This window comes from Vibrio sp. MMH1-50, from assembly GCF_022347645.1.
GTDB lineage: Bacteria > Pseudomonadota > Gammaproteobacteria > Enterobacterales > Vibrionaceae > Vibrio > Vibrio harveyi.
Genome location: NZ_JAKRGG010000005.1, coordinates 173,047 through 185,507, shown reverse-complemented (window position 1 = coordinate 185,507; position 12,461 = coordinate 173,047). Strand labels below are relative to the sequence as shown.

Below are 12,461 nucleotides of genomic sequence, written 5' to 3'. Positions count from 1 at the left end.
GAGTAGGATGAGCGGCTTTCTAACGCCTGTTGCCTGACCTCTTCAAAGAAGTTCTCACTTCTTCATTCAGGTTACATTTTGAGGATGACATTTTGCTCGATCATCACATTCGCACTTTCATAGCAGACAAACTCAGTTCCGTGGGCATCAATAGTGACCCTTATGGCATCGAACTCACAACCGTTTTCATTCTTGCGAGCTTAACCGCAGCAGCGATCAGCTACTTGATAGTGCATCACCTGATCGTGCGGTCAGTCAATAATGTTCTACAAAAAGCCAATAAACCACTCGCTGAAAGCTTGGCGAAGTATGATGTCTTAGAAAAGCTCTCATTACTGATCCCAATCATGGTGTTGGATGTCTTTATCCCTCTCGCCGTAGGTCACTACGATTGGTTAGCGAACATCTTTGACCGGATTCTAAGCATCTCTATTTTAGTCATTTTTATCTGGATGATCTTTGCCCTGCTTGATGCGTTAAATGACATTGCGACGTTTAAAGGCATCACGAGAAGAATGCCGATCAAAAGCTTCGTCCAACTGATAAAACTGTTCACCTTCTTTGTTGGTGTTGTGGTTTCCATGTCGATTCTTGCCAACGAATCACCGGTGATTTTCCTATCAGGTTTAGGCGTTGCGACGGGCTTCGTCATGTTGGTGTTTAAGGATACGATATTGGGCTTTGTTGCAGGCATTCAACTATCTGCAAACCGCATGATCAGCCTAAACGATTGGATTCAAATGGACTCTTACGGTGCGAATGGCACAGTAGAGGAAATCTCACTCACCACAGTAAAAGTTCGAAACTTCGATAACACTGTGAGCATGCTGCCTGCTTACGCATTGGTGCAAAACGCCTTCATTAACTGGCAAGGCATGTCAGATTCTGGCGGTCGCCGTATCAAGCGCTCCGTGAATGTTGATGTCACATCAATTCGCTTCTTATCTGATGAAGAAATTGAAAAGCTAAAAAGCATTCGAATCCTTCGTCAGTACATTTATGAAAAATCGCGTGAAATCAGTGATTACAATCAAGAAATGAGTGAGGAACCCGCCTTCGGCAACCTACGTCAAATGACCAACTTAGGTATGTTCCGCGCTTACATTAATGCTTACTTGAAAGCGAACAAAGACATTCACCAGTACATGCTGATTATGGTGAGGCAGCTAGAGCCGACACCAGAGGGTATTCCGTTGCAGGTTTACGCTTTTACCAATAATACTGACTGGGCTTACTATGAAGGTGTGCAAGCGGACTTGTTCGATCATATCTACTCAATCATGCCTTTGTTTGGTCTGCGTCCATACCAAATGTTCACAAGTAATGATGCTAAACAAATCGCTTTAGAAAAAGTAACCAGCAAAAGCAATTCATAAGACATCTTAGAGAGTGGAGCTTACTCTTCACTCTCTAAATTTAGGCTAAGACGTTTTCGATCATAACGATGCTCGGCAAGCACGCCCCCTTCAACCTTATATCTCAAGCCATATTTACCAATACAGCCTCGCAACCTTAAACGGGTTAAGTCCGACAAATCAGAAGCAGTGCCAGCTTTATCAACCAACTGAATCCAATATCTCTCCATTTTATCCTTCACGCCACTTCCCCAACTAACATTTATATATTTAGGGAGATTCTGGCAAATATCCGAGAAAGTCTGGATAGCATACGCTAGAACATTTCTGAAAGAATGCCTATGAGAATTGCATAAAACCGAATTAAAAGGCTAAAAACAGCACTTTCTGCCTGATTTTCTAATCTTAGTTATATACCTCGAGATACCTGATTCAGCGAGAACGACTGGGTTTAAACACGCGGCGGCGATTTAAAGGTCTAGTGGGTCTAAATCAAGAATCGGCTACAAAGCATGCAAGCTAAGCCCCTTACTATTTGCAAAAGATGCCCTTTGGGAGCTTGTCGTTGAAAAAGAGAGATTTACGAAAAGAGAAGGGAAATAAAAGGAAAATGATTGAAAGAGAACAGGCTCTCACCTGCTCTCTTGGGTTTATGAATTAAAGACGGATTTCTTCAACTGTAAACGAGCCGTTATCAAGCTGACGTTTAAGCTCCTGCTTTTGGTTAAAGTCTATCTTTTTCAAATCAACCTTTTTAATTCGGCTGTCATGCATGGTTGTGTAGTAAAGCGCACCATTTCCTTGGTCGATCACTGATGTCCATTGAGTGGCACTTGGCAAATTTGGGATATGCTCACGATATTCGGCGTTAAACTCAGTACCAATTGGAATATCGAAGTTGTTTAGAATATGGAACGCTTGAGAGACCGCTTCTTGCGAGTTTTTTGATTCTGGCGCGGTATTAACAAAGAACGCAGCACGAACAAAACGTGATGGCGGCGTAATGTCTCCCGGCAAACCTAAGAAACCAGAGCCAATACCAAAAGATTTCGCTTCAACGTCACCAAACTTGGTCGGCGCACTGGTGCCCGGTTGCAGATGGATGTAGTTGTTCAAGTTCGTTACTTGCCATGGGAAGGTTGGCGAATTAGTCAGTACACCCACCTCATTGTCGTAAATATGTACCTGACCACCAGCCATAATTTCAATTACGATGTTGTTGCCTGCTTTATCAGTAACACGCCAATGTCCGGTTGGTGATGGCTGCCCTTTTTCATCGATATACACTGGCACAATATCGATGTTTTTCATTGCGGTTTTCACTTCTTCAACGGTTTTAAATTGTGACAACATCCAACGGACAAAGTCCATGTCAGCGATACTATTTGCGCGATCTTTCGGGTTGTAAGCCTTTAAAGAACCGTACCCTTTAAAGTAGAACAAACCAGCTGTTAGCCCTTCTTCGTTAATACCTTCGCCAATAAAGCGGTCATCACTCACTGAAATACCAACAAATCCATATTTGCTCTTCCAGCTTAAACCGTGCTTTTGGTCTGGCATGGTTGATGTGAACGTATAGTCACGCGGGGTGACAATCAGTTTACTATTGAGATCGCTCTCGCCCCATTCAATCGTTCGAGCGTGAATATGGTCATTTGCAGTAGTTGAAAGAGAGATGCCAGTACAAGCGATTGCAGGCGCAATAATACTGGCAGAAAGTGCCATAGCTAGGAGGGTTTTCTTTATCATTTTTAGATCCACCAAGGAGGGGTAACATTTCGCGATTGTATTCCTTTTTAAGTAACTTACAATCGAAAATATATAAAATCGGTAGAATATAGAGAATGAACAACTAAAGCGCTCAAAGTGATTAACTTTGAGCGGACCTAGCTAAGACAAAGGGCTATAAATAAAAAGTGACACTGTCATTGATTTCCAAGGTATAAGAAGTCATCCGTCTAACCCAGTCCTTCCCAATTAAGATCACAACAATCCCTAGTTATTACAATCGTAACTAATGCCCTCATACATGGTACTTATGTCGATGTACTTTTCGTAGTTCAGGTACGCGACAATTCGAGCATCGGTATTGAACATCAATCGATTTACCGCATGTATCGCATCATAAAGATCTTTACCATCCACCCCGGCTTCCTTAAAGCAATGTCTGACATAACGGTAATCTTTATAGATCTCGTATGCCAAGAGCTGATTATTCGCATCGTTACTCGAGAAGTCGTGTTGCAAAATGCTTGAAGAATATTGTACGTAACGCAAAAGAAAATCGTGATTAATTTCACTGATTTTGAGTGCTTTCAACACAGCTTCCACGTCGTCACGGATGTGATTGTGATTCTTGTCGATTCCTAACAATGAATCGGATACGTCCTTCTTAATGGAAGGATTTGATATCACCCTCTCTAACTGCGAACTCATGCTTGGTCCAATAATGAGCTCCGCTGAATATACTGGGTGGCTAATGAATAGAAAAAAGGTAGAAGCGATAACGCATCGAGAAATAGACATTTTAATTATCGTTGTATAGAAACAAAATTAAATGCTATCGATTAATGATTTAAAAATGAAATAGACATTTATTATTCCATAATAAATATCAGTAATAAAAGAGCTTGGTAAGTACCAAGCTCTTTTACTAAACAACCCCACTTAATAGTGAGCACATAAAAATTATAATGACAACAGCAAACAGTGGATTACACATTAGTCTATCGTTAATACAACTCGACGGTTACAGCCAGATACTTTGTTTTCATTTACCTTACAAATCGGCGCAGACTCACCGAATGCTTTTTCAACAATCCTGTTGCCTAGACCTAACCCTTGTTTCAGGTATGTTGTTGCGGCATTCGCGCGACGAGCAGACAAGCCTTTGTTATAAGCCTGAGAGCCGACTTCATCAGTATGCCCTTCAACAAGAACACGAGTACCTTCGTCAACCAGTTCCAAGTATTGCGAAATCGCTTGTTTGTGAGTGTCTGTTAAACGATATTTATCAGTATCATAGTTGAGGATCAACGACATCGAGTTCTTATCAAAGGTGCAGCTGTCGGTCGCATTCAACCCTTCAACCTTAACTACTCTCTTATCCTGTACAATAGAGCGTTCTTCATTTACCGTCACCGCTAACTTACCAACAACCTGAGTGACTTTTGTTTCGGAACTTTTAAGAATTTTAGAGCTCACGTAGTTTTCATCATGATTAATACAATTAGCGAGTGCGACATTTGAGGTAAAAATAATCGCGATTGATAATAATTTTTTCATTTTAATCTTTTAATCGTCCTGTCTCTTCGTTAATCAGATTTAATATGTATTTGTAGACATCTTTACCATTTTTTGCGTGATAAATATTTTTCTCGCCAACACAATCACCGAATCCATCGTCCTTTTGTACGTTGTAGTTAACACCTATAACGCCCATAGTGACTTTTGTTTTTTCACCTTCTAACTTCGCGTGTTCACTTTGAAACTTATTTTCTTTGCTAGAAATTCTTTTCTTGAGCTGTTCACAAAGGTTGTGTTCACGCACTAATGACTTCAAGAACTTGTCGTAAACTTGTTGATACTGAATATAACCATAACTGTCTCGATAACTTTTCGTGACCACGTCGTATTTGTTTCTATACGTACTGTTTCGATGGAGATAGTCAGGGAATCGTACGTCTGTATCTGCACCATCAGAAAGGAAGATAAACACCTGTTCTGGGTTACGCTCTTCTTTCTTAACTTTGTCTGCCTCTTTCGCTGCTGCAATCAGGCCTAACCAAGAATTGGTGCCGCCACCCCTAGCAGGCATTACCTTGTTCGAATTCAAGATATTGATAAATTCCTGATAGTTGTCTGTTATTGGAATATCTCGTGCCTGATTATAATAACTAGAGTGGTACACGTTTTGTTCATCCACAGACTGGTCAAACATATCATCGACAATGCTTTGGAAAGATGCTTCTGTGTGAGAAAAGTCACTTGCATAGTCGTAGAATTTTAGTCTGCGATCTTTTTTATCGTATTTCACGTTGTAGGCGTTGTAAGTCAACAAGGCAACGCGACTCTTCTTATTCTCACCGGTTTTGAAGTCCTTCAAATCTTCGACAACTTTGGTGATCGTTTCCTTCACCACCTGCATCTGGGTTTTGTTGTTTTGCCCATACCACAGGTTACTCATCGATTGACTGGTATCCAGTATGAAGTAGATATCCACCGGTTGAGGTAAGTATTTCCGGGTGATCGAATCGCCAGACACTTTGAATTTTGGCTCTACGCCGATTTCATTATGTGAAATCCATGAATCATGCTCAGAGGTCGCAACCACGGTGAAGTCTGCAAATGGCGATAACTCATTGGCTTTCTGAACACAACCGTCTTTGTACTCACACTTCTTGGTCGATACGTTGATCTGAATGTCGCTAATATTGTCGGTAATATATAAGTCGACAATTCTCTGCGCATAGTCTTTGTCTTCTTGATTGTCTTTGCCTGGACTTGCAATCAAGGCAAGACTCGCAACTTCAGCCGCCTCCTCTATTTTTGAGTGCGCAAGCAAACGTTGCGTATAGCCAACAGAAAACGAGAAAGTGATGATTAATATAGGGAGAAACGAAAGAAATATGATCCCAGCAACCCCTTTTTGCTTAGTGAAGCGCTTCATATTAAATCCTTGCAAATGAATAGGAACTGGTCACGACTTTGATCGGCTCACCGCTCATAAGACCGATAATGTTAAACGGCGTTTTGTAGCAAAGAGACACATGATAAAGAGGAAGGCGTCGGTTCTGCGTAGTCAAAGGCAATAGTTTTGTTGCTTTTTCCACTGTAATTTCCTCTAGATCCGGAAAATTACACCCCGCCGTCATGCCTTTTAAGGCGGTGGTTCTAACAAGCTTCTTATCTTTATCAATCAAAGATAGCTCTATGACTCGCATCCCCAGCTCATTTTCGTCAAAATCTGGTAGTGTGCGTTTCAACATGCCTTTCGCCATATCGAACGAATTGTTCATGTGTGTCTCGCATTGCTTACCTCCTGCGCCACAAATATCGAGCTCATTGGCAAACAACTGTCGGCGTTCACTAATAACACTGACGATCGAATACACCACCCTATCCAACTGCCCTTTTTTATTAACGGCGATGGTGTAGTTGATATGCATGGCAATAATGGAGCCAAAAAAGAGTAAGACCAATGCAAGCTCAACAATAAAAGCACCGGTTTGCTTTGACTTAGTTACCACAACTGATCTCCTCTCCTAACTTGAACGTACAGCGCTCGTACTCCTGAACCGCGACCATCTCGCGACTAATGTTCATACTTGGCATAACAAAGTTAAACAGAGGCTGATAGGTGAAGCTCAATTGGTATATGGCAATTGGCATGTTGACTGAGTTTTCAGCAGTGTCGCCTTTCTTGATGTTTGGGCATTCACTCAACGCTTTTCCACTGCGATTACAATGGATAAAGTCAGTTAGGTTTTTAAAGTAATAAACCGATGCCGAAACCGTTGAGTGATCAACAACTTTTGACCATAGTGCGCCACCACTTGATTCGAGCTTGGTTTTAATTACGTCTTGGTAGTCGACCTTTTCAGTACTGTGAGAGCTGCCTTGCTTTTTACTGCTCATCACTGCTGTGGTTAATGCATGATCCGTCACGCCCATTGAGTAGGTTAAAACCGACAAGTCAAACCAAGTAAACAGAACCATTAGTAAAACTGGCAAGCCCATTGCGGTCTCAACCGTCAAACTTCCCTTTTGAAACTTGATCATAGCTCGACGTACCTTTTCTTCGTGTAATCAACAACAAAGGCACCTTTGATATCCATATTTTCAAGAAATTTCTTTGCGTCATTGATATCACTGAACTCACCAATGCAGTAACGCTTCCATAAGCCGTGCGTGTAGGAATACACACTTCCATAATTGCCTTTCAGATAGTTTAAGTAATCCGAAGGAATCACCTTATAGGTTGCCAAAACTTGAATTCGGTAAATTGAAGGTGCTTTAGGGCGTAAGTTTTTTGGATCTAGAACTGAGCGTGCTACGTACTTTGGTTTCAAATCGACTGATTTCGTTTCCATTTCCATATTTTTCTTTTCCTTTACTTTAGCGACCTGCTTTGGTGGAGCTTTTTTCGTTACTTTTTTAGGAAGCGGTTTGACGCTCTGCATGAGTTTTTTCAGTTTGACTCGCGCTTCTTGTTCACTGCTGTCGTGCTTTAACACTTCCAATGCCACATCAGGTCGGTGTGATCGAGTCGAAGCTAATAGAAGATTTGAACGGACTTTTTCATCGTTCGGATTAGCTGCAAACAAGCTGTATAGCAGCTCCATTGCAGGTTCTGGACGGCCTTGCAGCATCATCACGACGGCAATATTGTTATTCGCTTCTCGGTCAGACGCGCCGTTTTTCTTGCTGTCGTTGAAGTTGGCGATTGCACCGCTGTAGTCTTTCTTACGCGCTAAAATCTTGCCTTTTAAAAGATAATAATTACCCTTCGGACCGCCGTTTTCTAAATAGTCATCTAGATAGCGTTCACTTGCGTCATAATTACGTTTTAGATATTCCAACTTAGCTAAGATGTAAATAATCTCTGGATCTTCGAGGTCTTTCTTCTCAAGAGTATTTATGTATAACTCGGCAGACTTTTGGTCTTTATTATCGAGGTATAAATTGATCAGTTTTATCTTATAGCTTGGAACTTCAACCAAATTTGCTTTATAAAACTCGATCAGTTGTTCAGTTTGTCCAGAATTAGTTAGTAGTTTTTCTTTGGTTACTAATTCCTGATTGATGGTTGAACAACCACTTAAAAGCAGTAAAACAAAAAGGGAAATATAGTTTTTTACATTCATTATCCTAGCATCCTCATTATCCCTGGCGCTGCGATTAGAACAACAATAGGAACCATGATAAAAGCGATCATTGGTATGGACATTTTTGCCCCCATCTTTCCTATTTTTTCTTCCAAATCGAGCATGTTTATTTCTCGAATATCAGAAGCGAGGGAAGCTAATACCGCACCTACTGATGAGCCGTACTTCAAGCTTTGAGTAAGAGTCATGACAAAGCTTTGCGCTTCTGTGGTTGGAACCAGATCATAGAACTCAGTAAGCGCTCGATCCAAACCAACAATTTTGGCTCGTTCTGACGTTTTTTTAACAACATAAGCCAGGTTTTCATCGACTGTTTTTAGCTCGTTCGACAGATATTCCAAGCTCGCTTCGAGCGTCATCCCGGTATGCACACACACGTTCATTAAGTCGAGCAAGAAAGGCAGTCGACTACTGACGTGACGAACGTTCGCATTCCCTTTCGATGAAATGTACATATCTGGCGCAATCAAACACACAAGCATCGAAAGCGAGAATGAAATAAACGCAGATGAAAACTCCATATCTCCCTGCATGTAAGAATAACCAATAAATGCTAAGCAAAATAACAGTGGTATAATCTTCAGAAGGTAATAAGCTTGCGCAATAAAATCACTATGAATCCCTGCTCTAACTAAGTTGTTTTTCGTTTCTTCTTTATTAAAAGACAGGCGCGAAAGTTGTACTGCCAACTTATCCGCAAAAGGCGTCTTTTCTTGGGTTGAGTCAATGATCTTCTTTGTCGAAATATTCGCTTTGGTTTTATCAAACACTTTTAACGAGTAATACGCGACAGATAGTGAAATAAACAACCCTAATGCTAAAAAGATTAATTTAATGTCGACCATTACTTCACTCCTCTTAATATCATATAGATAAAGAAGAATCCGATAGCTTCACTGACCAGCACGTAATAAAAGATAGGTTTCCCACCTTCTTCAAACATCACGAAGTTATAATTTTCAGGGCTGGTTACTTTCAAAATCATGATAAAGATTACCGGCAGAGCCGCGATGATTTTTGCTGAAGCACGCGCCTCTGACGTCAGTGCATTTTTCTTCTTCTCGATTGCCCTTGCTTCAAACATGATTCGGTTGATGCGGTTAATGACATCTTTTAGTTGACCACCTCGACTCAAGTTGATTCGAATCGTCGCCGCAAAGAAAAAGTACTCAACATAAGGGAACGACGCAGCACTTCGCGCCAAGACATCATCTGGGTCTTCACCGATAAGTAAGCGCTCTGACATCTTCTTGAACTCTTCGCCTACTTCATTATCAAGCTGAGTGCCCACATATTCGAACGCATGGACAATACTCTGACCCGAGGAGAGCGCACCAGAAAGAATGTTCAGCGCATCCGGGAAGTTATCCTTGAATCGCTGCGCTTGAATGCCACTAAGTTTGAGAATAAACATCACAAATAGTATTGGCTCCAAAGCAAGCAACACTTTCCAATACTCAAACATGAAGAACCAATCGTTAACGAAGTAAACCGCTAATGAAGAGCCCGCAAAAAAGCCAATTAATTTGATTCCTGCATTAGGACTCAACAGCTTTTTCAACTGCTTAAATTTATCCTTAATCTTTTTTCGATAGCTGATATCAAAGCTTTCTGAATCGATAACCGCTCGAGAGCCAGAAACGCCCTCGAACGTATTAGATTGCTCAATGATCGATGTGATTTCTTTCTGTTTTTTCGAATGCCCAATAAACAGAAACAAAGCAATTACAACCCATAGCAAAATGACAATCAGCATCATGAGAACAGCTCCTGCAGCGCCCCATCCAAGCCAAAGAACTTCGCACGCTCATAAATTACAGAGCGCTTAGAAAGACCTGGCGTTCGAAATTCGCCCGAGATTTTGCCTTCATCACCCATTCCGTTGTTTTCAAACCGGAAGATATCTTCCATAACAACGTTGTCACCTTCGAGACCAACAATTTCACTGATAAACAAGATCTTACGACTACCATCATGGAGTCGTCGTACTTGGACTATCAGGTCAACCGCACTCACGATAGTTCGACGAATCGCCTCAAGCGGTAGACTGGCTGTCGCCATCATTACCATACTCTCCACACGAGCAATCGCATCACGAGGGGTGTTCGCGTGAAGCGTAGACATTGAACCATCGTGACCAGTGTTCATTGCTTGAAGCATTTCAAACGCTTCACCACCACGACACTCACCAACAATGATTCTATCTGGTCGCATACGCAGGGCGTTGATTACCAAATCTCGCGCAGTGATTTCACCCGTCCCTTCAACACTTGCTTGACGAGTTTCCAATCGAACAATGTGTGGTTGTTGCAATTGAAGTTCGGCCGCATCTTCAATGGTAACGATACGTTCACCACTACCAATGAAACCGGACAATGCGTTCAACAAGGTTGTTTTACCTGAACCCGTACCCCCAGAGATAAGGATGTTGCACTTACAATGGCTGGCAATCGAAAGCAGCTTTGCCATTTCAACCGATAGCGCGCCAAACTGAACCAAGTTTTCTAGCTTGATTTTTTGCTCTTTGAACTTACGAATCGAAATGGATGTCCCATCGATTGCAAGAGGCGGAATAACAATGTTTACACGACTTCCATCTTCCAAACGAGCATCACAAAGCGGTTTTGATTCATCAATTCGACGCCCCACATTTGAGGCAATACGCTTAGCAATGGTGTTGAGCTGTTTCTCGTTGACGAACTGAATTGGTGACTTTTCTACCTTACCGTTCAATTCGATAAAAATGTCTGAGGGACCATTGATCATGATGTCCGAGATTTCATCGTTATCGACCAACGCTTGAAGGGGTCCAAGACCTTTCAACTCGTCAAGCAGTGCTTTAACCAGCTCTAAACGCTTTAAGCTACTGATTTGAAGTTGCTTCTTCTCAATAAGAATATTAACGGAGTCTTTTAGTTGGCTCTCAAGCTCCAACGGTTCAACGTCAACTAACGAGGCTGCATCTAAGGCGTCAAAGATTTCGTCCCGGATCTCGATATAAACTTCTTTCAAGTGATTCATTTCTTAAACCACGCGAACTTTTTCTGTACTTTGACTTTTTTACCCGTCAACGAATTCACAATATTGGCAATGGCAGGTGCAAACTTAAGCTTTGCCGTATTTTGAATGCCTTGTTGAATAATGAGCTTCTCTAGATTGGCTTCATAAGCAAAATCAATCGCGTCTTTTGCTTTGATTTTCTCTTTCGCCCCTTGAAGCGGCATCATGTAGTCCTTCTGAGATCGCGTCATCGAGAAAATCACTCGATGCTCAGACTTACCCAACTTCTTCTTGATCGAGTGGTACGCTCTTAGTGACGCCACGGAAGGTTCACAAACAATAAAAATACGGTTGTATCGGTCACTGATGTCTTCTGCTGTCAGCTCATCAATCGCACTGAGCGGCATTGAGTCAATGATAAAGTTGTATTGATCAACCAGTTCGTTAGAGATGCGAAACAGCGAATCTACATGATCGCTCAAGCAAGCAACGTTCTTTTCTAGTGTGAGGAAGTTGAGCCTATCTTTGACAGGTTTCACGTAGCTTCCGGCAATCGCGGCATCCAGTTCAGACTGGTTCAAATCAATGCTGTTTTGCTGCGCTTTTAGCCCTTTTAAGCCTAGAAATATATCTGAGTTAAGTGCGATGGTGTCATGCTCAACAAGCAAGGTTTTTAAGTTCGCTTGTTGACTCAAACTATGTGAAAGAAAAGCACTGATCGTGGACACACCCACCCCGCCTTTGCTACCAAGCATTAAGACTCGCTTGGCAATACGAGACTTCTTCTTAACTGTTGGTGAGAATGTCGCTGCACTTGACTCTTTAAGCGCCCCTAATAGACCATCGAGTTCAGGGTCCCAAAGAATGTAGTTGGCTCCCAATGACAAGACTTTATCTCGCATCAGTATTGAGTCCATGTTACTCACTACAATAAGAGAAATGCTGACGTCTAATCTTGAAGAGATCTCCGCAACTTCTGAAATCAACTCGCCACATGCTCTTAAGTCAAGAATGACATGCTTTATTTCAGCGTTAGTTTTATGCCAACTTTCGTCATCAATATCGTCGACTTTTAAAGGTGAAGCGAAACCTTCGATTGCGTAGAGCTCGTCGATTGCTTGAAGAAAAGCCAAATCATCTGAAACAACCAGATCAATGGTGTTGTTCTTCTTATCTTTGCTTGATGAAGTCGTTTTGAATAGGTTATCTAAATCCATTT

The 12,461-nt window shown here is 41.6% G+C and carries 13 protein-coding genes; 1 reads left to right on the top strand and 12 read right to left on the bottom strand.

Annotated features, from left to right (window positions below; genetic code table 11):
• Nucleotides 1-92: 92 nt before the first annotated feature.
• Complete coding sequence (locus MHO32_RS06320) at nucleotides 93-1,376, top strand: mechanosensitive ion channel family protein (RefSeq protein ID WP_009697516.1); 1,284 nt, start codon at nucleotides 93-95, stop codon at nucleotides 1,374-1,376.
• A gap of 20 nt (nucleotides 1,377-1,396) precedes the next feature.
• On the opposite strand, the gene MHO32_RS06315 is transcribed toward MHO32_RS06320, so the two are convergent.
• The 12 genes from MHO32_RS06315 to MHO32_RS06260 form a co-directional block, all read right to left on the bottom strand.
• A complete protein-coding gene (locus tag MHO32_RS06315; RefSeq protein ID WP_005445954.1) occupies nucleotides 1,397-1,585 on the bottom strand; it encodes a hypothetical protein in 189 nt (62 codons plus the stop codon).
• Between the two features lie 427 nt (nucleotides 1,586-2,012).
• Nucleotides 2,013-3,104 (bottom strand): linear amide C-N hydrolase, encoded by a 1,092-nt coding sequence (locus tag MHO32_RS06310; protein ID WP_239210948.1) that lies wholly within the window; start codon nucleotides 3,102-3,104, stop codon nucleotides 2,013-2,015.
• Between the two features lie 246 nt (nucleotides 3,105-3,350).
• A complete protein-coding gene (locus MHO32_RS06305; RefSeq protein ID WP_017818106.1) occupies nucleotides 3,351-3,791 on the bottom strand; it encodes a hypothetical protein in 441 nt (146 codons plus the stop codon).
• A 285-nt stretch (nucleotides 3,792-4,076) separates the two neighbouring features.
• Entirely contained in the window at nucleotides 4,077-4,559 is a 483-nt protein-coding gene (locus MHO32_RS06300) for an OmpA family protein (protein WP_230845224.1), read from the bottom strand.
• 82 nt (nucleotides 4,560-4,641) lie between these two features.
• Nucleotides 4,642-6,024, bottom strand: coding sequence for a TadE/TadG family type IV pilus assembly protein (locus MHO32_RS06295; protein WP_047516728.1), 1,383 nt, complete (start codon nucleotides 6,022-6,024; stop codon nucleotides 4,642-4,644).
• Nucleotide 6,025: 1 nt separating this feature from the next.
• Nucleotides 6,026-6,604 carry a tight adherence pilus pseudopilin TadF gene (tadF, locus tag MHO32_RS06290; RefSeq protein WP_017190205.1) on the bottom strand — a complete coding sequence of 193 codons (579 nt, stop codon included), beginning with the start codon at nucleotides 6,602-6,604 and terminating at the stop codon, nucleotides 6,026-6,028.
• Nucleotides 6,594-7,136, bottom strand: coding sequence for a TadE family protein (locus MHO32_RS06285; RefSeq protein WP_005445962.1), 543 nt, complete (start codon nucleotides 7,134-7,136; stop codon nucleotides 6,594-6,596). Before MHO32_RS06285 ends, tadF begins: the two co-directional genes overlap by 11 nt.
• Nucleotides 7,133-8,221, bottom strand: coding sequence for a tetratricopeptide repeat protein (locus MHO32_RS06280; RefSeq protein ID WP_239210946.1), 1,089 nt, complete (start codon nucleotides 8,219-8,221; stop codon nucleotides 7,133-7,135). Before MHO32_RS06280 ends, MHO32_RS06285 begins: the two co-directional genes overlap by 4 nt.
• On the bottom strand, nucleotides 8,221-9,087 hold the full coding sequence (locus MHO32_RS06275; protein WP_017818104.1) for a type II secretion system F family protein: 867 nt from the start codon (nucleotides 9,085-9,087) through the stop codon (nucleotides 8,221-8,223). The genes MHO32_RS06280 and MHO32_RS06275 overlap by 1 nt, the downstream gene beginning before the upstream one ends.
• Nucleotides 9,087-10,001: a type II secretion system F family protein gene (locus MHO32_RS06270; protein WP_181859664.1), complete on the bottom strand. Its 915-nt coding sequence runs from the start codon at nucleotides 9,999-10,001 to the stop codon at nucleotides 9,087-9,089. The genes MHO32_RS06275 and MHO32_RS06270 overlap by 1 nt, the downstream gene beginning before the upstream one ends.
• Entirely contained in the window at nucleotides 9,998-11,263 is a 1,266-nt protein-coding gene (locus tag MHO32_RS06265) for a CpaF family protein (RefSeq protein ID WP_005445970.1), read from the bottom strand. Before MHO32_RS06265 ends, MHO32_RS06270 begins: the two co-directional genes overlap by 4 nt.
• Entirely contained in the window at nucleotides 11,260-12,459 is a 1,200-nt protein-coding gene (locus MHO32_RS06260; RefSeq protein ID WP_038897913.1) for an AAA family ATPase, read from the bottom strand. The genes MHO32_RS06265 and MHO32_RS06260 overlap by 4 nt, the downstream gene beginning before the upstream one ends.
• Nucleotides 12,460-12,461 lie beyond the last annotated feature (2 nt).

What these genes read in the sequence shown, in the direction of transcription:
- MHO32_RS06295 (WP_047516728.1), bottom strand. Translation starts at nt 6,024, where the DNA reads ATGAAGCGCTTCACTAAGCAAAAAGGGGTTGCTGGGATCATATTTCTT.
- MHO32_RS06310 (WP_239210948.1), bottom strand. Translation starts at nt 3,104, where the DNA reads ATGATAAAGAAAACCCTCCTAGCTATGGCACTTTCTGCCAGTATTATT.
- MHO32_RS06275 (WP_017818104.1), bottom strand. Translation starts at nt 9,087, where the DNA reads ATGGTCGACATTAAATTAATCTTTTTAGCATTAGGGTTGTTTATTTCA.
- MHO32_RS06280 (WP_239210946.1), bottom strand. Translation starts at nt 8,221, where the DNA reads ATGAATGTAAAAAACTATATTTCCCTTTTTGTTTTACTGCTTTTAAGT.
- MHO32_RS06305 (WP_017818106.1), bottom strand. Translation starts at nt 3,791, where the DNA reads ATGAGTTCGCAGTTAGAGAGGGTGATATCAAATCCTTCCATTAAGAAG.
- MHO32_RS06315 (WP_005445954.1), bottom strand. Translation starts at nt 1,585, where the DNA reads ATGGAGAGATATTGGATTCAGTTGGTTGATAAAGCTGGCACTGCTTCT.
- MHO32_RS06285 (WP_005445962.1), bottom strand. Translation starts at nt 7,136, where the DNA reads ATGATCAAGTTTCAAAAGGGAAGTTTGACGGTTGAGACCGCAATGGGC.
- MHO32_RS06270 (WP_181859664.1), bottom strand. Translation starts at nt 10,001, where the DNA reads ATGATGCTGATTGTCATTTTGCTATGGGTTGTAATTGCTTTGTTTCTG.
- MHO32_RS06265 (WP_005445970.1), bottom strand. Translation starts at nt 11,263, where the DNA reads ATGAATCACTTGAAAGAAGTTTATATCGAGATCCGGGACGAAATCTTT.
- MHO32_RS06260 (WP_038897913.1), bottom strand. Translation starts at nt 12,459, where the DNA reads ATGGATTTAGATAACCTATTCAAAACGACTTCATCAAGCAAAGATAAG.